General features: G+C 71.3%; 17 protein-coding genes. 9 read left to right on the forward strand and 8 right to left on the reverse strand.

The annotated features are described in order from the left end of the window. Positions 1-33 precede the first annotated feature (33 nt). Positions 34-564, forward strand: coding sequence for a GNAT family N-acetyltransferase (locus VZL07_RS14950; RefSeq protein WP_426756207.1), 531 nt, complete (start codon positions 34-36; stop codon positions 562-564). 1 nt (position 565) lies between these two features. Here the strand turns inward: VZL07_RS14950 and VZL07_RS14955 are convergent, their stop codons facing one another. Further along, on the reverse strand, positions 566-2221 hold the full coding sequence (locus VZL07_RS14955; protein ID WP_426756208.1) for a type VI secretion system contractile sheath small subunit: 1656 nt from the start codon (positions 2219-2221) through the stop codon (positions 566-568). A gap of 516 nt (positions 2222-2737) precedes the next feature. Between VZL07_RS14955 and VZL07_RS14960 the strand changes: the two genes are divergently transcribed. Next, on the forward strand, positions 2738-3832 hold the full coding sequence (locus VZL07_RS14960; RefSeq protein ID WP_426756209.1) for a transglycosylase SLT domain-containing protein: 1095 nt from the start codon (positions 2738-2740) through the stop codon (positions 3830-3832). A gap of 33 nt (positions 3833-3865) precedes the next feature. Here VZL07_RS14960 and VZL07_RS14965 read toward each other — a convergent pair whose 3' ends face one another. The 5 genes from VZL07_RS14965 to VZL07_RS14985 form a co-directional block, all read right to left on the reverse strand. Then, positions 3866-4639: a hypothetical protein gene (locus tag VZL07_RS14965; protein WP_426756210.1), complete on the reverse strand. Its 774-nt coding sequence runs from the start codon at positions 4637-4639 to the stop codon at positions 3866-3868. Between the two features lie 88 nt (positions 4640-4727). Continuing rightward, on the reverse strand, positions 4728-6068 hold the full coding sequence (locus VZL07_RS14970; protein ID WP_426756211.1) for a sigma-54 interaction domain-containing protein: 1341 nt from the start codon (positions 6066-6068) through the stop codon (positions 4728-4730). Positions 6069-6126: 58 nt separating this feature from the next. Further along, entirely contained in the window at positions 6127-8892 is a 2766-nt protein-coding gene (locus VZL07_RS14975; RefSeq protein ID WP_426756212.1) for a protein kinase domain-containing protein, read from the reverse strand. A gap of 293 nt (positions 8893-9185) precedes the next feature. Beyond that, a complete protein-coding gene (locus tag VZL07_RS14980; protein ID WP_426756213.1) occupies positions 9186-9908 on the reverse strand; it encodes a double-CXXCG motif protein in 723 nt (240 codons plus the stop codon). A 16-nt stretch (positions 9909-9924) separates the two neighbouring features. Continuing rightward, positions 9925-10596 (reverse strand): TIGR02269 family lipoprotein, encoded by a 672-nt coding sequence (locus tag VZL07_RS14985; protein WP_426756214.1) that lies wholly within the window; start codon positions 10594-10596, stop codon positions 9925-9927. 72 nt (positions 10597-10668) lie between these two features. Between VZL07_RS14985 and VZL07_RS14990 the strand changes: the two genes are divergently transcribed. From VZL07_RS14990 to upp, 5 genes are all read left to right on the forward strand, one after another. Further along, positions 10669-11079, forward strand: coding sequence for a hypothetical protein (locus VZL07_RS14990; RefSeq protein WP_426756215.1), 411 nt, complete (start codon positions 10669-10671; stop codon positions 11077-11079). A 190-nt stretch (positions 11080-11269) separates the two neighbouring features. Next, positions 11270-12754, forward strand: coding sequence for a CoA-acylating methylmalonate-semialdehyde dehydrogenase (locus tag VZL07_RS14995; protein ID WP_426756216.1), 1485 nt, complete (start codon positions 11270-11272; stop codon positions 12752-12754). A gap of 78 nt (positions 12755-12832) precedes the next feature. Next, entirely contained in the window at positions 12833-14086 is a 1254-nt protein-coding gene (locus VZL07_RS15000) for a GTP cyclohydrolase II (RefSeq protein ID WP_426756217.1), read from the forward strand. Beyond that, a complete protein-coding gene (locus tag VZL07_RS15005) occupies positions 14079-15290 on the forward strand; it encodes a DUF1688 family protein (RefSeq protein ID WP_426756218.1) in 1212 nt (403 codons plus the stop codon). Before VZL07_RS15000 ends, VZL07_RS15005 begins: the two co-directional genes overlap by 8 nt. A gap of 12 nt (positions 15291-15302) precedes the next feature. Further along, positions 15303-15938: a uracil phosphoribosyltransferase gene (gene upp / locus VZL07_RS15010; protein WP_426756219.1), complete on the forward strand. Its 636-nt coding sequence runs from the start codon at positions 15303-15305 to the stop codon at positions 15936-15938. 126 nt (positions 15939-16064) lie between these two features. Here the strand turns inward: upp and VZL07_RS15015 are convergent, their stop codons facing one another. Together VZL07_RS15015 and VZL07_RS15020 are read right to left on the reverse strand one after the other, a co-directional pair. Continuing rightward, entirely contained in the window at positions 16065-16610 is a 546-nt protein-coding gene (locus VZL07_RS15015; RefSeq protein WP_426756220.1) for a c-type cytochrome, read from the reverse strand. 18 nt (positions 16611-16628) lie between these two features. Beyond that, on the reverse strand, positions 16629-17945 hold the full coding sequence (locus tag VZL07_RS15020; protein WP_426756221.1) for a ferredoxin reductase family protein: 1317 nt from the start codon (positions 17943-17945) through the stop codon (positions 16629-16631). 184 nt (positions 17946-18129) lie between these two features. Between VZL07_RS15020 and VZL07_RS15025 the strand changes: the two genes are divergently transcribed. Together VZL07_RS15025 and VZL07_RS15030 are read left to right on the forward strand one after the other, a co-directional pair. Beyond that, positions 18130-18351, forward strand: coding sequence for a hypothetical protein (locus tag VZL07_RS15025; protein WP_426756222.1), 222 nt, complete (start codon positions 18130-18132; stop codon positions 18349-18351). A gap of 59 nt (positions 18352-18410) precedes the next feature. Then, entirely contained in the window at positions 18411-19733 is a 1323-nt protein-coding gene (locus VZL07_RS15030) for a CapA family protein (protein ID WP_426756223.1), read from the forward strand. Positions 19734-19737: the final 4 nt, after the last annotated feature.

A 19737-nucleotide genomic window follows, 5' to 3' on the forward strand; every position in this document is an offset into this window, starting at 1 on the left:
GCGGGCTCGCGGCCAGTCGTAGAGTCCCGGGCCATGGAGACTCGGCAGGTGGTGGAACGGGCCCTCGTACGCGAGGCGCGGCCCGAGGATGACGCGGTGGTGGGAGAGCTGTTGGTGGAAGCCTTCCTCACCCAGTACGCGAAGAAGCTCCCGGAAGTCGTCTATGGCGACGAGCGCAAGCGCGAGCTGCGGGACGTCGCGTCCCGTCGCAAGGTGGCCACCGTGCTGGTGGCCGAGGTGGACGGGCAGGTGGTGGGCACCGTGGCCCTCTTCAAGCCCGGCGCTCCAGGCTCCGAGGCGTGGCTGCCCAACGCCGCCGACCTGCGCGGCCTTGCCACCGCCGTGAGCCACCACGGCATCGGCCTGGGCCGGCCCCTCCTGGACGCCGCCGAGGCCCTGGCCCGCGAGTGGGGGATGGACGCCGTGTGCCTCCACGTCCGCCGGGGCGCCGAGGGCGTGGCGCGCATGTACATGCGGCGCGGCTACGAACGCGAGCCGGCGGGCGACATGGACCTGCCCACCGTGTTCCTCGAAGGCTACGTGCTGCGCCTCAAGAAGGACTGAGTCAGGCGCGCAGCGGCAGGGTGAAGGCGAGCTGGAAGCGCGTGCCCGCGTGCTCCGGACGGACGGTGGCGGTGACGTGCACGCCGCGCCCGCCGCTGTCCGTGGCCACCAGCTCGCCGCGCAGCTGGCCATTCTCCGTGGCGCCGCGGAAGAGGAACACCTCCGCGGCCTGCGAGAAGATGGCGTCCACGTCGTCGCCCGCCGCGCCCGCGGGGAGCTGGTCCCTCACCCAGGTGGCGAAGCGGACGATGCGCCCGGTGAGCAGCTGCGCCGGCAGCGGCACCGCGTAGCCTCCGCCGAACGCCGTGGGCGCGGCGGCCAGCAACACCGCGTCCGCGTTGCGTCCGCTGCCCAGCCCCAGGATGCCGCGCTCCTCCAGCCGCGCCTGCGCCCGGATGGGCAGGAAGTGCTCGGTGGGAATGGACAGCCCGCCGTGCACCTCCCACGTCGCCGGGGCGCGCAGGCCGCCGGGCTGGCCCATGATGCGCGCGAAGGCGCTGGTGTCGCGGAAGCTGGCCGCGAGCATCGCCGCCACCGCGAGCGCGGGGCTGGTGAAGCTCACGCGCCGGGCCACGCCGCGGCCCTCGCTGGCCACCACCACGCGGTTGATGACGGCGCACAGCCAGCGCGAGGCCTCGTCCTGGCGCAGCTCCGTCCAGGCCTCGGGGACGCGCTCGCGCTCCTCCTCCAGCGCCACGGCCAGCTCCGCCGGCGCCACGCCCACGAGCGACGCCGACACCGCGGCCACTACTGGAAGCTGTGCGCGCTCGCCCAGCGCCGCGAGCCGGGCCAGCAGGGCCGTGTCGTCGGTGGCGTCCAGGATGAACACGGCGTCGGGGCGGTCGAAGGGCTCGGCGGAGAGCGCGCCCTGCACGGCGTCCAGCAGGCCGGGGCGCTCCACGTCCAGCACCTCCACCGCGATGCCCGAGGACGCGGGCGCCTGGTCCAGCAGCCACTTGAGGCCCCGCCATGCGGACTCCAGGCGCGCCACGGGCTCGGCGCCGAGGATGTCCTTCGCCGTGAGCAGCAGCGCCTCCTCCACCAGCCCGCGCGCCGTCTGCTGGGAGATGGCCGGGGGCGGGGTGGTGGGGGCGGGCGAGGCGGGCACGCGTGGGTTGATGGCGCGCAGGAAGGCGTCCACGGCCCGGGAGGCCGCGGCGGGTGTGCCCGCGTCGGCGCGGTTGAGGAGCGCCTCCACCAGGTCGTCCCCGGACTCGGCGGGTGCGGGCGGCGCGGCGGCCGGAGGCGGCGTGGCGGCGGCGCGCAGGGCTTCCGCCACCGCGTCGGGCAGGCGCCCCGGACCGGTGAGGGTGGCCACGCGCGTGGCGGCCTCCTCGGGCGTCAGGGTGCGCAGCGGGTCCGTGCCGGACAGCGTCTCATAGAGGTGGTGCAAGGCGCGCAGCTCGGGGACGTGGGTGATGACGTCCGCGAGGCTGAAGGCACGCAGCTTGTCGAAGGACAGCTCGACGGTGCGCGTGTCGCCCGCGCCGAGCCGGTCGGGCACGGTGGCGCGGACGTGGCTGGCGGCGCGCGTGAGCTCCTCGCCGAAGGTGTGGACGTTGAGGGGAAAGCGCCGGCCCGTGGGGGCCGTGGAGACAGCACCCACCACCAGCCAACGCACGCGCGCGCTGGTTGCACTGCTTTCGTTCTGGCTCATGTCCCGCGTCCCCTCTGCGTCGTGGAGGCCGCTACCTTAGCGCTCCAGGGGGCCCAAAAGGTTCCTCGCCCTCGAGTGCGAAGGGGACGGGGACACTCAGGGCCCCTCTACGATGACCTCCACCTGGGCCGAGGCGAAGAAGCGGTCGGCCTGCCCGCGCGCGTTGCGGCCGCTCCTCGGCGCTCTGCCTGAAGGTGAAGGTGAAGCCGAGGTCGTGCCGCGGGAGGTGGAACCGGGGCTATGTCAGCAGCAACCCCTGGCGGTGAGCGGGCTCCAACGCGGGAGACCCCGCCAGCTGGGCTTGGAAAGGCATGGGCCGTGGTGACTGCCGGCACCGCCTCATGACGGCAGTCACCAGGGGGTGGGGGGCTCGCGTGGATGCGGCCCTTGGCGGCCGTGAATGAAATCAAAGAGTTGCGTGGACCATCCGGCGCCCGAGTGCCTGGCACACCTGCTGCTACTGGTGCGCGGGTCGCCTACAGCAACCCTCCAATCCCTCCCGAAGGAACTTCCGCCATGCGCCTCTCTCCTCTCAGCGGCTCCGCCTCTTCCGCCATCCGCTCCCCGGCCCAGGATGTCTCCGTCGACCGCCTGTCCGCGTCGCTTTCGGGCCCTCCGGGTGCCTCGGCCCAGAAGCCGTCGCTGGGGCGCATCGGGATGCAGCAGGATGGCTTCGACCTGGGTGGTGGCAAGGCCCAGTCCCTGGGCAAGTTGCTCGAGGGAACGCTGGCGTTGATCAACACGCTCGCGCAGCTCCAGCAGGCCATCCAGGGTGGCGCGGCCGGTGGCGCCGCGGGCGCGCAGGGCATCTCGGGCGCGCAGGGCGCCGGGGGCCCGTCGAAGTGCTTCGCGGACAGCTCCTTCTCTCCGGCGGCGGCCTCCGGGTGCCGTCCTCCCGTGGAGCTGAACCCCGGCGCCATGGGCCCGTCCGCGGGTGCCCCGGTGGGCGACATCGCGGCGGCACCGATGATGGGCCCGAGCGCGGGCGCGCCGGTGGGCGGCATCACGTCACCGTCGATGGACCCGAGCGCGGGCGCGCCGGTGGGCGACATCGCGGCGGCACCGACGATGGGCCCGAGCGCGGGCGGCATCGAGTCCGCGCCATCGGTGGAGGCGAGCGCGGGCGCCAGCGGCAAGGGCCTGAAGGGCAACCTGCCTCCGGCGCTGGAGAAGCTGCGGCCGCAAATCGAGGCCGCGGCGGCCAAGACGGGCGTGCCGGCGGAGATGCTGGCCGCGCAGGTGTGGGCGGAGTCACGCGGCAAGGTGGACGCCACGTCCACGAACGGCGGTAACGGCCTGACGGACACCGGGCTGATGCAGATGAACCCCAACACCTTCAAGGAGCTGCAGGGCAAGTACCCGGAGCTGCAGGGCAAGAGCCTCTCCGACCCGGCGACGAACATCCTCGCGGGCGCCTACTACATGAAGGACATGAAGGCGCAGTTCGGGAGCTGGGACCTGGCCCTGCGCGCCTACAACTCCGGGCCGAATGGCGTGGACAAGAGCAACCCGCACGCGATTCCCGCGGGCACGGGTGACGCCAGCTACGTGCAGAAGGTGAACCAGTTCGCGAACACCCTGGCGACGGGCCAGGGCTCGCTGCCGGCGTAGCAGACGCCGGCCGGTCGGACGACGGCGAGCGGCTCAGGAGGACTCGCGGCCGAAGCTGCCGCGGGCCCGCGAGCCACCGCCGTCGGTGTCACCCAGCACGCCGGTGTGCAGGGCACTCTTCTCCACCAGCGTGCTCTCGTCCATGGCGCTGCCGGGAGTCCCCACCACGAGCATGCCGCCGCCCTGGTGCAGCTCCCACGCGGAGCCCACGGCGTCGGCAATCTGCTGTCCGGACACGGCGTACCTGGAGCCCGTGTTGGGGTCCTTCACCAGGTAGTTGCCCTGGTCGTCCTTGCCGTCCACGACGACCCAGTGCGAGCCGCCGGCAATCTTGGTGTCCACGCCCGTGGCGAGCCGGTTGGTGTCCAGCTGGACGGCGACCTGCTGGCCGCGGCCGAGCGCCTCGTCCACCGAGGGCATGTCGAAGTTCGAGGTGCCCTTCTTCACCTCCATGCCCTCGTGCGCGAGCATCTTCGCGAGCTCCTCCGGCGTGGTGCCACCGCCGTCGGTGAAGAGCGACTCCAGCGCGTCCATCTTCTGCGCCGCCGACGCCGCGTCCTTGCCCGTGGTGCCCGACAGCATGGTGGCCACCGCGGCGCCGCAGTTGGCGTCCTTGGTCTGCTTGACGACGTCGGGCGACTTCGCACCCTCGAAGCCGTCGGTGAAGTACCGGCTCAGGAACTCGGTGAGGGCTTTCTGGGGGGCGGGGGCCTGCTGCTCGGCCGGACGGGACGCGGCGGGCTGAACACCCTGCTGCGGACGGCTCTCCGAGGGCCTCGCGATGGACTGAAAGAGGTTCACTCGCATGGGCAGTCTTCCCTGGGGGTGGGAGGAGCCAGCATGGCTCCAATCCGAGGTTATCTCCAACTTCTGGAGAAAGTTGTTTCCGAGGGCCTCAGAGGCCGCCGCTTGGTTCGATTCCGTGCTTTTTCAGGAGCTTGCGGAGGTAGACGCGGTCGATGTCGGCCTCGCGGGAGGCGCGGGAGATGTTCCCTTCGCAACGCTCCAGGAGGTTGCGGAGGTAGTCCCGCTCGAAGCCCTCCACGAGCCGCTCCTTGGCTTCCTTGAAGGGCAGGTCCAGGTCGGCCGCGCTGGTGCCCCGCTCGTTGTCGGCGGACTCCAGCTCCGGGAGGGCCTCCTCGCCCAGGTTCACCACCTGCTCCACCACGTTGCGCAGCTCGCGCACGTTGCCGGGCCAGGGGTACTGGGTGAGCAGCGCGCGCGTCTGGTCCGACAGGGCGCTGGGCGGGCGGCCCGTCTGCTCCAGCATGGTGTCGATGAGCAGGGGGATGTCCTCGGGGCGCTCGCGCAGGGAGGGCATCGTCACGCGGAGCACGGCGAGCCGGTGGTAGAGGTCGCGGCGGAACTTCCCCTGCCGCACGGCGTCCTCCAAATCCCGGTGGGTGGCCGTCACCACGCGCATGTTGACGGTGATGTAGTCGTTGGCGCCCACGCGCTTCACCTGGCGGCGCTCCAGCACGCGCAGCAGGCGGGGCTGGAGCTCCAGCGGCAGCTCGCCGACCTCGTCCAGGAAGACGGTGCCATTGTTGGCGCGCTCGAAGGCGCCGGCCCGGTCGCTCTGGGCGTTGGTGAAGGCGCCCTTCACGTGGCCGAACAGCTCGGACTCGATGAGCGAGGGGGCCACGCCCGCCAGGTCCACGATGACGAAGGGCCCATTGGCGCGGCGGCTGTTCTGGTGGATGGCCTCCGCGCACAAATCCTTGCCGGTGCCCGTCTCGCCCTGGATGAGCACGTCCGCGCCGCCGGGGGACAGGCGCTCCAGCAGGGTGAACACCTCGCGCATGCGCCGGCTGGAGCCGACCAGCGCGCCGAAGCGGTCGCGGTTGGACAGCAGCAGCGTGCGCTTCGCCGTCTCCTCCGGCACCAGCTTGAGCTCGGTGGTGCCCAGGGTGATGACGGTGCCCGGGTGCAGCTCCAGCTCGGTGAAGCGACGGCCGTCACACGAGGAGCCGTTGCGCGAGCCCAAATCCGTGGCCACCACGTGCTCGTCGTGGACGGTGAGCTTGAGGTGCTCGCGGGAAATCGTCTTGTCGGTGAGGACGATGTCGCACGTGGGCGACTTGCCCAGCACGTACTCGGGTTTGGTGAGCGCGTGGCTCTGGCCCGCCTCGGGGCCGGACAGCACCATGAGCTTCAGCCTGATGCGCCCTTGCCGCGCGCGGCTCAGCGTCAGCGTCGGGTCCAGCGGGGCTTCCTCTTCGTTCGGCGGGGCCACGGGAGCGGGACGCTAACACGGCCGACGCGGCCCGCCACCCGTTGGGTCCACGGTGACTTCACCGCCGGGGCTTGCGCGCGGGCGGCCGTGCACGAGACGGGGCAGGCTCGGGCGGCAGCGTCGCGAGCCAGGCGTCCACGTCCGCCACGCGCACCTCCAGGCCGGCCTCGTTGAAGCGCGTCCGGGCCAGGGCCGCCTCGCTCCGGGCTTCCGGAGGCCGCTGGGTCTGCCACAGGGCGCGCGCCAGGGCGAAGCCGGACTCGGCCAGCACATCCGGCGGGGCCGAGGCGAAGGAGACGGCCTGCCGCAGCGGCGCCACCGACTCCTGGGCCTTGCCCAGCTCCAGCAGCGCCTGGCCCACGCCGTCATAGGAGTACTGGAGCCGCTCGTCGTCCGCGGGCAGCGCCTCGCGCTTGATGGCCAGGGCCTCCTCGTAGGCCTTCAGCGCCTCGTCGTAGCGCTTCAGCGCGTGCAGGCACATGCCCACCTCGTCCAGGGCCTCCGCGTACAGGACGCTCTTCTCGCCGCGCGTCGCCTTGCGGACGCGGGCCGCCGCCTGCGCGTGCTCCAGGGCCCTCGCGTCCTGCTTCAGCTCGCGCAGCGTCAGCGACAGCATGCCGTGGCGCTGGGCCATGTCGGGGTGCCAGGGGCCCACGGCGGCCTCGGTCTGCGCCAGCGCTTCCTCCAGCAGCGCCACCGCCTTCTGGGGCTGGCCCAGGTCCAGCATCACGCCGCCCAGCAGGAAGGTGGTCCGCGCGCGCTTGGGGTGGCCCGGAGGCAGGGCACGGGCCTGGAGGTCCTTCGCCTGTTCCAGCAGCGCGCGCGCGTCGCCGAAGCGCTCCTGGGACACGGCGAGGTTCGCCTGGTTCATCCGCACGTCGGCTTCCAGCACCGGCTCGCCGCCGAGGCGCTGGAGGGTGGCGTGCGCCAGCTCGCCCCAGTCCGCCGCCTGGGTGAAGTGCTGCTGCCCGTCCTCCACGAAGAGCAGCTTGTTGAGGATGGCGACCTTCAGCCGGTCCGCGCGGCCGGCCTCGGCGTCGCGCACGGCGTGGAAGAGGACCTTCGCCGCCTCGGGGGACTGGCCGTTCTGCTCCTGGAGCCAGCCCAGGTGGAAGCGCAGCTCCGCGATGAGCGGCAGGTGGCCGGTGGCCAGCACCGGCGCCTCCAGCGCGCGCGCCGCCTCCAGCGCCGCCACGTAGCGGCCGGCGTCCACCTGCGCCTTCACGCCCGCGACCTGCTCCTCCAGCTTCTCGATGTCGGCGCGCTTCGCAGCGTCCGAGGGCAGCCGCTGCTGCTCGGCCAGCGACTCCTCGTCCTCGCACTCGTGCAGCGACGGCAGGGCGTGCACCGCGTCCAGCGACTTCTCGACCAGCGCCGCGTCCGCGCCGGACAGCAGCGCCACCGTGGCGCGCACGTCCTTCTGCCGCCGCGCCAGGCACACCGTCCGCCGCGTCAGCAGCTCCTCGGTCTGCACGCCGTGGACGTGGGTGGCCTCGCACGCCTCGGTGCTCTGCTGCTTCCAGGCTCGGACATAGCCGTCCAGTACCTGCGTCACCTTGCCGGCCAGCTCCTGCGCGTAGGGCTTGCCGGTGGCGAGGAAGGCCGCCTCCACCTGCTGCCGTGCCTGGGGGCTCCAGACGGCGTCCATGCGCGCGCCCGCGGCCGCGCAGACCTGCGACTGCTGGTAGAGGACGCCGCCCACCAGCGCCACGCCCACCGCCGCGGTGCTCGCGCCCGCCAGCCAGCGCCGGCGCTTCGTCAGCCGGTGCTCCTGCGAGAGGGCGCCCATCAGCTCCGCCATCGACGCGAAGCGCGCGGCCGGGTCCAGCGACAGGCCGCGCATCATCGCCTGCCGCACCCAGGCGGGCACCTTCACGTCGCGCGGCGGCTCCTGGATGATGACGGGCACCGGCTGCGGCTTGGGAGGCTCGCGCTCCAGGGGCGCCGTCACCTGGAGCGGCTCGGTGGCCTCGACGCCGGCGCTGCCCTGGGCCTTCAGCGAGGAGGCGTAGGCCTCCATCTTCGCGGGCTCGAAGGGGCGCTGGCGGTAGAGCGCCCAGTACAGCGCCACGCAGAAGCTGAACTGGTCCGAGCGCGGGTCCAGGTCATCGCCGCGGAACTGCTCCGGCGACATGTAGCTGGGCGTGCCGATGATGAGGCCCGCCTCGGTGAGGGGCGTGTCCAGCATGCGCCGCTCGGCGGGCATGAAGGACTGCGCCTCCTCGGGCAGGGCCTCTGTCTCCCGAGGCAGCGCGCCCACGGGCCGTGCGAGGCCGAAGTCGGTGACGAAGACGCGGCCTGTCTTGCTCACCAGCACGTTGGCGGGCTTGAAGTCGCGGTGCACCAGCCCGGCTTCGTGCGCGGCCTGGAGTCCCCGGCCCGCGGCGAGGAAGGCCTTCAGCACCTCGCGCCAGGAGCGCTGCCCCTCCTTCACCCACGAGGCCAGGGTGCCGCCGTCCACCAGCTCCATGGCGAGGAAGACGCGGTCGCCCCACACGTCCACGTCGAAGATGGGGATGACGTTGGGGTGCGAGACGCGCGCCATGGCCTGCGCCTCGCGCAGCAGCCGCGCCCGGGCCTCCTCCGTGTCCGTCCGTGGGTCCGCGTGCAGCAGCTTGAGGGCCACCTTGCGGTCCAGGTCCGGGTCATAGGCCGCGTACACCACGCCCATGCCGCCCTGGCCCAGCCGCTTGAGCAGGAAGTAGCGCCCGACCTGTGGGACGGGCGGGGCGTCCTCGCGCCGTGCCCGGGGGCCGGTGCCGGCGGACTCGTACTCGCGATTGCCCGTGCCTGCGCGTCCTCTTCCGCTGTCTCTCATGCTCATGGCCGATGCCGCGACTCTATCCGCGCCGTGCCGTCAGGCCCATGTTCCGGCCCACCTGGATGGTTGCCTACGCGGCAGGCCGGTGCCGGCTTTCACCGGCCGATGCGACCCGTTGTGAGCTCGGCGCGTGGATGAGTGGGACAAGCACCTGAAAATACGCGAGCCCGGAAGCGGAGGGGCACGGTAGGCATCGGCGGCGCGGTGACGGTGGACAACATCAGCGGACCGTTGGGCTCTGACGTCGGGAAGCGCCCGATGCAACCACCGACAATGCGCTCCAGATTGCGTGAGCCTTAACGGGTGGGCAACTCGCGGAAGGTGATGCCCTCGAGTTGTTGGCGCCGCACGGCCTCCATGAACCGTTCGGTGCCGACGACCATGGTCGCGAAGTTGCCGACCCTGAACAGGTCCACTCCCGAGGGGAGCGAGGCCGCATCCAGGATGGGCGTCTCCGGGCGCGTGAAGCCGTGGCGGCCGCACATGCGGCACGGTGGCGGCGTTTCCGGCGGAATGCAGTCCGCGTGAAGCTGTCCCAGGGGCTCTAGCTGGAGCTCCAGGAACTCGGGAGGGTTCTTCTGGCGAAACCTCAGCTCGGTCCGGCATGCCACCAAGCCCTCGACGCCTTCGTCCTGGAGACGCTTCATCACATGGGGCTGGACCAGCAGCAGGAGCTGATCCACCCAGGCGATGGACCCGAGGCGGCCCGTGACCTTGCCTGTCAGGGGGCCGAAACCTGTTCCAGGGGGCAGCGCAGCGTGAGGAGGCGCCAGGGGCCGCACCTGCTCGCGGAGGCGTGAGAACTCGGAGAAGGGCTCGGGGCGGGGCTGTTCGAACAGCGCTCGTTCGGGGAGGTGTGACAGGTCGACGCAGGGATATTCGTGTCCCACGTCACTCCATGTGGCGCCGCACGTCGGGCAGTGCACTCCTGGCAGGCCCCACTTGTGCCATGCATCGATGGAGCCGGCCTGGTTCGCTGCGACCGTCGTGTCCTCGCCTAGCCAGAAGAACCGTGTCATCGGTGAGCCGAAGTCCTCATGTCCCAGGGCGTGAGTAGTACGACTGGAGGGGGCCGCCCAGAAGCTGGAATCGGTAGATGAGCTCCCCGGCGTGTTTGTAGATCTCCGCAGGGGTGGCTCTGGGATTGGCCAGCATGAAGTCGCGCCATGCCAGATTCCAGGCACCACCTCGCCCGTCGCCGCCGTGAATCTTCCGGTGGAGGTCCCGCGGAATCGGGAGGGTGTAGTTGTGAATCTTGACGCCCTGGCGCTCGAACCACCTCGCCAGGGACTCGGCCTGCGGGAAGATGTGGTGCTTCTCGAAACGGCCGGCTGGAAGCTGATGCGAGGGCGGGACGGCGCGATCGCGAGCCCCATTCCAGTTCGGAAAGACCATGACGGGCGCCGCACCGTTCGAGCGCCTCGGGTCTCGTCCCCAGTTCCGGCGAGGCCCGCTCCCAGGTGCGGCGGCAACAGGTGGGCGGGCAGGAGGGAAGCGTGCCGGCGTGAATTCATGCGAGAGGTCTTCGCAGAGGTAGAGCCCGCACGTGTCTTGGGTGCACTGGACCGCGACACAGGGGTCTTCATCGGACGGACGACACACCTCCTGGATCGCGGTTGGACCTCCTCGGCGTTCGTCGTGCGCGACCGTCGAACAGCCCAGCAGGGACACGGCAATCAGGAGCCAGAGCGCATGGGGGCGTCGCACAGCCGTCGAACCCTAGCCGAAGGCCTGCGTCCGCGTGCGCATCCTCCCCTTCGCGGTTACCTTCGCCGCGTCATGTCCCTCCGCAAGGATTACATCGAGCGGCTCATCGAGGAGTTCGCCGCCGCGCTCTCCCGCATCCTCAAGGCGCGCCGGGAGAAGAAGCTCGCGGACGCGCAGCGCCTCATCCAGGAGACGGCGCTGTCCACGCTCGGCATGGAGTACACCGCGCTGCTGATGGCGGACCCGGTGTCCACCGCGCGACTGCTGGGCTCCCCCACGCGCGTGAAGGTGCTGGCCCGCCTGGTCGCCGAGGACGGCGAGTTGAACGCCGAGCAGGGCGATGCCGCCACGGCCACCGTCCGCTTCCAGTACGCGCTCGCGCTGTATGACGAGGTCCAGGCCATGGGCCTCACCTGGGACGACGACGACACCGCGACCGTCGCCCGGCTGCGCACCCGGCTGTCGGCGCCGGATTCCCGCTGACCGCAATCCCTGTCGCCCTTCCAGCGGAAAGACCATGGAATGGGTTGGCTAGTCGACACCGCATGCGCCAGGATGTCTTCCATTGGGCGTGTCCGCGGACACCCGCCACGGGGGACCGGTTGCGTGTCAGTCCATTCCCCTGTTTACAATAGCAGGCCATTTCTTCACGCAAGACACCTGGGGGGTGCGCGTGTCCTTCATCCAGCTTCCGCGGAGCGTGGTCTCGTGCCGTAATCTCGTTGGAGGAAGCTGGCAGGTGCCTCCAGGTGCGGCGCAGCTCGATGTCCGGAGCCCGTACACTGGCACCGTCATCGGCAGGGTTCCCCTGACGCCCGCCGCGGGGGTCGCCCAGGCGGTGGAGGCCGCGAAGGCCGCGACGGCCTCCTGGAAGGACACGCCGCTGCGGGAGCGCACCCAGTTCCTCTATCGCTTCCGCCAGTTCCTCGAGCGCGACCTGAATGCCTTGGCCCAGCTCGTCGCCAGCGAGGCGGGCAAGACGGTGGCGGAGGCCCGGGCGGGCCTGCTCAAGGGCATGGAGGTGTGTGACTTCGCCCTGTCGCTCCAGAACCTCGACACGGGTGCGCACCTGGAGGTCAGCCGCGGCGTCTCATGTGAGTACCGCCGCGAGCCGCTGGGCGTCGTCGCCGGCATCACCCCGTTCAACTTCCCGGCCATGGTGCCGATGTGGATGTTCCCCATCGCCGTCACGCTGGGCAATGCCTTCATCCTCAAGCCGTCGGAGAAGGTGCCGCTCACCGCGTGCGCGCTGGGCGAGCTGATGTGCGAGGCGGGCTACCCCGCGGGCGTCTTCTCCGTGGTGCATGGCGGCAAGGAGGCGGTGGACGCGCTGGTGGCGCACCCGGACGTGCAGGCCGTGGGCTTCGTCGGCTCGTCCGCGGTGGCGCGCCACCTGTACGCGGAGGGCTGCAAGCGCGGCAAGCGCGTGCTGGCGCTCGGCAGCGCCAAGAATCACCTCATCGTCGTCCCGGACGCGGACCCGGAGCTGACGCCGCAGGCGGTGGTGGACTCGTTCACCGGCTGCGCGGGCCAGCGCTGCATGGCGGCCAGCGTGCTGCTCGCCGTGGGCAATGTGGAGCCCATCCTCGAGGAGGTCGTCCGCCGCGCGTCGAAGCTGGAGGTGGGCCCCGGCATGGGGGCGCTCATCGACCGGGGCGCGCTGGACCGCCTGGAGACGGCCATTGCCCGCGCGGAGGCCGAGGGCGCGCGCGTGCTGCTGGACGGCCGTGGCCGCAAGCCGCAGGGCGACGCCTGGGCCGGCGGCAACTGGCTGGGGCCCACGCTGCTGGACCACGTTCGTCCGGAGATGGAGGCCGCCCGTCGCGAGCTGTTCGGCCCGGTGCTCTCCATCGTCCGCGTGCCCACGCTGTCCGCGGCGCTGGCGGTGGAGAACGCGTCGCCCTATGGCAACGCCGCGTCCATCTTCACCACGAACGGCGGCGTGGCGCAGACGGTGGTGGAGGGCGTGCGCGCCGGCATGGTGGGCGTCAACGTGGGCGTCCCCGTTCCGCGTGAGCCGTTCTCCTTCGGCGGCACGGGGGACTCGCGCTTCGGGCACGGGGACATCACCGGACCGTCCAGCCTCGACTTCTGGACGCAGGTGAAGAAGGTCACCCGCAAGTGGTCGGCCCGGACCGACGGCTCGTGGATGAGCTGAAGCGCGCGCCCCGACGCGAATCCCAGACAGCCCCCGCACCTCCGACCCTGCTCCCGCGCCCGCAAGGAGGGCGCTCTCATGGCCGATAGAAAGAACCCCAATCACATCCGCCTCACCTCGCACCCGGATGGCGACGTCCCCAGCGTGCCCATCCGCTGGGGAGACGGAGAGCCGCTGCGCCGGGGCCCCGTCGTCGCCACGCTCACGGAGCCCGCGCACCGCAACGTCATCGGCACGCATGCCGGCGCCTACGCCGTGTACCGCGCGCTCGCTGTGGCCGCGGGCATGCTGCCGCAGGACCACCGCGCGGACCTGAAGGACACCGCGCCCGCGGCGCCGGTGGGGCCGCACCCGTCGTGGAGCGACCCGCAGCGCATCGTCTCGCTGGACCCGTGGGGCGCCATCGCGCCGCAGGCCTTCCGCTCCTTCGCCGAGCAGGGCATCGACTTCCGGCCGACCATCGCCATCACCAAGGCCCACATCAACTTCCCCGAGGTGCGCGACGCCATCGAGGCCGGGCGCCTGAAGCCCGACGGCGACCTGCTGCGGGACAACGGCGACATCAAGGTGACCAAGGCCGCGGTGGACCCGGTGTGGTTCCTGCCCGGCATCGCCAGGCGCTTCGGCATGACGGAGAGCGCGCTGCGCCGCGGCCTCTTCGAGCAGACGGGCGGCATGTTCCCGGAGCTGATTACCCGCCCGGACCTGCACGTCTTCCTGCCGCCCATCGGCGGGCTGACGCTGTACGTGTTCGGCCGCATCGAGACGCTGGCGGACCGGGACGTGCCGCTGACGGCGCGCGTGCATGACGAGTGCAATGGCTCGGACGTGTTCGGCAGCGACATCTGCACCTGCCGGCCCTACCTGGCGCACGGCATCGAGGAGTGCGTGCGCACCGCGCAGGCGGGCGGCGCGGGGCTCATCGTCTACCTGCGCAAGGAGGGCCGGGCGCTGGGCGAGGTGACGAAGTTCCTCGTCTACAACGCGCGCAAGCGGCAGGAAGGCGGCGACTCGGCGGCCACCTACTTCCAGCGCACCGAGTGCGTGGCCGGCGTGCAGGACATGCGCTTCCAGGAGCTGATGCCGGACGTGCTGCACTGGCTGGGCATCACCCGCATCCACCGCTTCGTGTCCATGAGCGACATGAAGCACGACGCGATTACGCGCTCGGGCATCGAAATCCTGGAGCGCATCCCCATCCCCGAGGAGCTCATCCCCGCCGACGCGAAGGTGGAGATGGAGGCGAAGAAGGCCGCGGGCTACTTCACGCAGGGGCCGGTCGCGGACGCTGCGGCGCTGGCGCAGGTGAAGGGGCGGGGCCTCGATGTCTGACTCGGCGCTGGCGAGGCCGGACCTCTCCCCCGCGGTGGCGTGGCTGCGCACACCGTCGGCCATCCGCGAGCGCTGCCACCAGCTGCTGGACCTGGGGCTGGCGGGCAAGCTGGAGCACTTCCGCGTCGAGCCGTCGCGGCTGCCCATCGTGGTGGACACGGTGCTGCACGTGACGCGCGAGCACTACCCCACGCTGGAGGTGCCGCTGCACAGCCGCTGGCGCCACTTCGACGTGGGGGGCGTGGCCCGGCTGGCGGAGCTGGACGCGCGGCTGAAGGACGCCTCGGTCCATGAACGGGCGCGCGCGAAGCTGGACCTGGTGGTGGTGAGCGTGCTGCTGGACGCGGGCAGCGGGCCGCTGTGGCGCTACCAGGAGGCGGGCGGCAGGACGTGGGTGCGCTCCGAGGGACTGGCCGTGGCCAGCTTCCGCATGTTCATGGAGGGCCGCTTCTCGTCGGACCCGGACCGGCCGCTGCGCGTGGACGCGGAGGCGCTGGGCCGGCTCACGCGTGAGGCGCTCGCGCAGGGCATGCAGGTGACGGACGCCAACCCACTGGACGGGCTGGAGGGCCGGCTGCACCTGCTGCACGGGCTGGCCCGGGTGCTGCCGCGGCCGGGGGCGCTGCTGGACATCATCGTCGCGCAGCAGCGCAGCGTGCGCGCCGCGGAGCTGCTGGGGCTGGTGCTGGAGGTGCTGGGCCCCATCTGGCCGGGCCGGGTGATGGTGGACGCGGTGAACCTGGGCGACGTGTGGCCACACCCCGCGCTGGGGCCGGTGGAGAGCCTGGAGGCGCTGGTGCCCTTCCACAAGCTGTCCCAGTGGCTGACGTACTCGCTGGTGGAGCCGCTGTCCGAGGCGGGCGTGTGGGTGACGGAGCTGGATGGCCTCACCGGCCTGCCCGAGTACCGCAACGGTGGCCTGCTGGTGGACCTGGGCGTGCTGTCGCCCCGCGAGCCGCGGCTCTTCACCCAGGCCTTCCACCCGGGGGACGAGCCGATTGTCGAGTGGCGCGCGCTGACGGTGGCGCTGCTGGACCGGGTGGCGGCGCTGGTGCGCGGCCGGCTGGGCCTGAGCGCGGAGGAGCTGCCGCTGGGCAAGGTGCTCCAGGGCGGGACGTGGACCGCGGGCCGGCGCGTGGCGGCGGAGCGGCGCCCCGGGGGTGGGCCGCCCATCCGCGTGGAGAGCGACGGCACGGTGTTCTGACGGGAGGATGCAATGACATTTCCGAACTGCACGGTGGTGGACCACCCGCTGGTGAAGCATAAGCTCACGCAGATGCGCCGGGTGGAGACGAGCACCGCCTCCTTCCGGGCGCTGCTGCAGGAAATCTCGCTGCTGCTGGCCTACGAGGCGCTGAGAGACCTCAAGGTGCGCGAGGAGGACATCCAGACGCCCCTGGCGCGCACGACGGCGCCGGTGCTGGACGGCAAGAAGCTGGTGCTGGTGGCCATCATGCGCGCGGGGCAGGGCATCCTCGACGGGATGCTGCAGCTGGTGCCCTCCGCTCGCGTGGGCCACATCGGCCTGTATCGGGATCCGGAGACGCTGTCACCGGTGGAGTACTACTACCGCGTGCCCGGCCAGCTCGCGGACCGGGACGTGGTGGTGTGTGACCCGATGCTGGCCACGGGCAACTCGGCGGTGGCCGCGCTCCAGCGGCTGAAGAAGAGCAAGCCGGGCTCGCTGCGCTTCGTGTGCCTGCTGGCCTGCCCGGAGGGCCTGGCGAACCTGCGCGAGCACCACCCGGACGTCCACGTCTATACCGCGGCCGTCGACGAGCGGCTCGACGAGCACGGCTACATCCTCCCGGGGCTCGGCGACGCGGGAGACCGGCTCTTCGGGACGAAGTAGCGCGAGGTGGCGGTACCCCTCACCGGGCAAGGATGGCCTGGCGCCCGGCCGCGTCCGAAGCAGGATGCGCGCCGCGGACGGGGAGGGGGCTGCTTGCGGGCGCGATGGCGCGTCGGCGTCGTGAGGCTACTCCTCGGGGCCCTGTGCGTGCCCACCGGGCCTGAGCGCGTTCACCTCCCACGGTGAGCGCTTCTGCCCGCGCAGCGCGGCGATGTCCTCCGGGACGTACAGGCGCGTTCCGGCGGGAGGCGTGTTGCCGAAGTGGGTGAGGACGTGGTTCAGCACCGCCGCCAGCTCCACGTCCTGGAGGTGGCCCATGGGCGGCATGGGTGCGCCCCAGCGCGGGCTCGTCAGGCCGTGCAGGTGCAGCGCCACCAGGTACTCGCGCCCACCCGGCGCGGCGAAGAGGCGCGCGGTGTCCGTGAGGCCCGGGTACTCGTCCCAGCCCTGGCCTTCGCGCCCGTGGCAGTTCTGGCAGTTGCGCGCATAGGAGTGTTCTCCGAGCTCCCGCCATTCGAACGCGTGCGCGGGAGCGGGCTCGTAGCGGGCCAGCGCTGAGTGCTCGTTGGTGAGGACGAGCTGCGCGGAGCGCATCCAGGCGAACAGCGCGGAGCCGAGGACGAGCAACACGGCGATGGTGTAGGTGGCGACGTTCGCCACGAAGTGTCGCATGGCGCGGAAGGCTCCTGCCTAGACGAGGTTGAACTTCTCGAGGTGGATATGCGCCTCGGGGACCTTGCGTTCCTGGAGGGCCTCGTGCACCGCCGCCATCATGGGTGGCGGGCCGCAGATGAAGAAGAAGCGCGCGAACTTCTCCTTCGGCAGGTGCCGGTCGAGCACCTCGCCCGTGATGTTGCCGCGCTCGCCGTCCCAGTCCTCGGTGGGCTTCTTGAGGACGTAGACGCAGTGGAGGTCGAGCTGCTTCTCCAGCTCGGCCAGGTCCTCGCGGAAGGCCACGCTGTCCCAGTCCTTGTCCGCGTAGAAGAGCGTGACGGGCCGAGGGTCCTTCCGGTCCGCCATGGTGCGCAGGAAGGAGAGGACGGGGGTGATGCCCACGCCGCCTGCGATGAACACGTAACCGACGGCCGGATAGCGATCGATGCTGAAGGCGCCATGCGGACCGTCGAGGAATGCCCGCGTGCCCTTGGGGACATCTCCGATGCGTCCGCTGAAGTCGCCCAGCGCCTTGATGCCGAACTCCAGCCGGTCCGTGCGCTCGGCGCTGGAGGAGAAGCTGAAGGGGTGCTCCTCCAGGGTGAAGGGCGTGCCCCGCAGCTTCAGCCAGGCGAACTGTCCCGGAGCGAAGCGCATGCCGTGGTTGCCCACCGGCTCCAGCACCAGCGAGTGCGTATCGCCCCGCTCGGGGCGGACCTCGGCGACGCGCCAGTGGTAGTTGCGCTGCCACGCCGGACGCAGGACGCGGAGGTAGATGACGAGGGCCACCATGGCGGCGGACGTCACCACCCAGATGGCGTGCTTCCACGGCGTGTTCGTGTACAGGCCCGCCATGGAGACGTGGAGCTGGGCGAAGACGATGGCCGCCACGCCCAGCAGCATGTGCAGCAGGCGCCAGCGCTCGTAGCTGAGCTTGAACCGCTCGCGGAACTGCGAGGACACCACGAGGACGGCGAGCGCCAGCACGCTCAGCAGCGCGCAGCGGCTGGCCCAGTTGCCGCCCAGGGGATTGAGCAGCTTCAGGCGCGACGGGTTGTCGATGACGATGATGAGCGGGTGCGCCAGCACGAGGCAGACGGCGACCATGGCAATCTGCCGGTGATACTGGAGGATGATGTCGATGCCGTAGGGTGCCGTGACGCGCTTGAAGCGCGCGATGAGCACGAACTGCATGGCAATCTGCGTGAGCCCCACGAAGCCCAGGGCCACCGAGAGCTCGAGCCAGAAGGACCGCCCGGACGGCGCGGGTGGGATGAGCATCAGGAAGACGGGCACCAGCACGACCAGGAGGTAGAGGCTGATCCAGAAGAAGCCAGACATCACGCGGTTCATGCGGACACTCCCAGCAGGCCTGGTAGCGCGGGACGCGGGGGCAGGGGACGGATGCATCGCACGCACTGTTGACGGCGTGACCCCGGGCCCCTGTCGTCGCGAGCAGGCGGGCGGGCCCTGCTGGTCCCATCGTTGGTTCGTGCACATCCTTGGGCGGAACTCATGCCGTGAAGGAGTGCCAACGATGGCCGACAAGCGCACGCCGAAGCCACGAGCGCCGTCCAAGTCTTCGCAGCCGAGTCACTGCCTCCGTGAAGCAATGAGCGACCCGGAGACGAAGCGGCGTGACGCGAAGGACCGCGAGATCACCAACGAGGCCCACCGCTGGGGCGACGAGGGCAACTCGCGCGAGGCACGCGGCTACCCCCGCGAGGGTGACGCGGGCAGCGACAAGGGTAAACGGTAGTCCGCGGGTGCCTCGGGACCCCTTCCGGGGATGCCGGGTGTCTGGATTAGTGTGGAGGCGTGTCCGCCTCCGTCCTGCTGCTGCTTCCCTTGCTGTGCGCCACCCCTCCCACGCGCGTGGAGCTGGTGTTTGGCGGGGACGTGATTCCCCACGGCGAGGTGAAGGAGGTCGCGAGGCTGCACGCGCGCACCGGGGCGCCACCGCCGGAAGGTGGCAAGGCGCCCTCGCTCAACCATGAGGGGTGGGACCACGTCTTCGGGCCCATCTCGGACGTCCTGCGCACCGCGGATGTGGGCGTCGTCAACCTGGAGACGCCGGTGACGGACAACAAGAAGGCCGTTGTCCGCGAGCTGTTGTTCAACGCGCCCTCCGCCATGGTGCATGCGCTGGCCTCGGCGGGCGTGAAGGTGGTGTCCACGGCGAACAACCACGCGCGGGACCAGCACCCCACCGGCATCCTGGAGACGCTGCGGCACCTGGAGGCCGCGGGCATCCGCCACGCGGGCACGGGCGCGTCGAAGGCCGCGGCCTGGGAGCCCGCCTTCGTGGACGTGCGTGGGGTGAAGGTGGGCTTCCTGTCCTTCACCCGGCTGTTGAATGGCTTCAGCAATCCCAAGGATGCCTTGGCGCCGCACGTGGCGCTGGTGCCCTACTCGAAGCATGAGGCCCAGCGGGGGCTGCTCCCCGAGCAGGCCGTGGAGGCCGTGCGCGCGGCGGCGGCCCGATGCGACGCGCTCATCGTCCTGGTGCACTGGGGGACGGAGTACAAGGCCACGCCGCTGGCGGAGGACCGCGCGCTGGGGCAGGCGCTGCTGGACGCGGGGGCGCGGGCGGTCATCGGGCACCATCCGCACGTGCTCCAGCCGCTGGAGTCGTACCAGACGGCGGATGGGCGCAAGGGGCTCATCGCGTTCTCGCTGGGCAACCTGGTGTCGAACCAGGACCGGTTCTACCGGCACTCGGAGGGGACGCAGGAGACGGGGGGAGACAAGCGGGACTCCATGCTGCTGCGCCTGTCGCTGGTGCGGCCCGCGCCGGGGGCGCCGGTGACGTTGGATGAAGTGGCGGTGCTGCCGGTGTGGATTGAGAACAACGCGGTGGGGCGGGCGCGCAAGGAGGCGAGGAACATCCAGCCGGTGCTCATCGACCGGGAGGTGGAGGCGGTGACAGAGCGGCTCGCGCTGCTGGCGTCGCTCCCCGCGCCCCTGGACAAGGAGACCCGCGCGCAGAAGGCACAGCTGGAGCGGCGGCTGGAGGGCTCGAAGCGAAGGCGGGAGCGCATCCTGCGGATGCTGCCGGAGGGCTTCGCGGTCGCTTCGCCCGAGCTGCGCCAGCGCGGCGTGGAGGCTTTGCCTTCGGGGGTTGTGACGCCACGGCCCTGAGGCC

The organism is Pseudomyxococcus flavus, assembly GCF_050038885.1.
In the GTDB taxonomy this organism is placed as follows: domain Bacteria; phylum Myxococcota; class Myxococcia; order Myxococcales; family Myxococcaceae; genus Myxococcus; species Myxococcus flavus.

Coding starts and splice junctions, on each gene's coding strand:
- VZL07_RS15020 (WP_426756221.1), bottom strand. CDS start 17,945: ATGAACCGCGTGATGTCTGGCTTCTTCTGGATCAGCCTCTACCTCCTG.
- VZL07_RS15025 (WP_426756222.1), top strand. CDS start 18,130: ATGGCCGACAAGCGCACGCCGAAGCCACGAGCGCCGTCCAAGTCTTCG.
- VZL07_RS15005 (WP_426756218.1), top strand. CDS start 14,079: ATGTCTGACTCGGCGCTGGCGAGGCCGGACCTCTCCCCCGCGGTGGCG.
- VZL07_RS14965 (WP_426756210.1), bottom strand. CDS start 4,639: ATGCGAGTGAACCTCTTTCAGTCCATCGCGAGGCCCTCGGAGAGCCGT.
- VZL07_RS14950 (WP_426756207.1), top strand. CDS start 34: ATGGAGACTCGGCAGGTGGTGGAACGGGCCCTCGTACGCGAGGCGCGG.
- VZL07_RS14960 (WP_426756209.1), top strand. CDS start 2,738: ATGCGCCTCTCTCCTCTCAGCGGCTCCGCCTCTTCCGCCATCCGCTCC.
- VZL07_RS15015 (WP_426756220.1), bottom strand. CDS start 16,610: ATGCGACACTTCGTGGCGAACGTCGCCACCTACACCATCGCCGTGTTG.
- VZL07_RS14990 (WP_426756215.1), top strand. CDS start 10,669: ATGTCCCTCCGCAAGGATTACATCGAGCGGCTCATCGAGGAGTTCGCC.
- upp (WP_426756219.1), top strand. CDS start 15,303: ATGACATTTCCGAACTGCACGGTGGTGGACCACCCGCTGGTGAAGCAT.
- VZL07_RS15000 (WP_426756217.1), top strand. CDS start 12,833: ATGGCCGATAGAAAGAACCCCAATCACATCCGCCTCACCTCGCACCCG.
- VZL07_RS14980 (WP_426756213.1), bottom strand. CDS start 9,908: ATGACACGGTTCTTCTGGCTAGGCGAGGACACGACGGTCGCAGCGAAC.
- VZL07_RS14955 (WP_426756208.1), bottom strand. CDS start 2,221: ATGAGCCAGAACGAAAGCAGTGCAACCAGCGCGCGCGTGCGTTGGCTG.
- VZL07_RS14975 (WP_426756212.1), bottom strand. CDS start 8,892: ATGAGCATGAGAGACAGCGGAAGAGGACGCGCAGGCACGGGCAATCGC.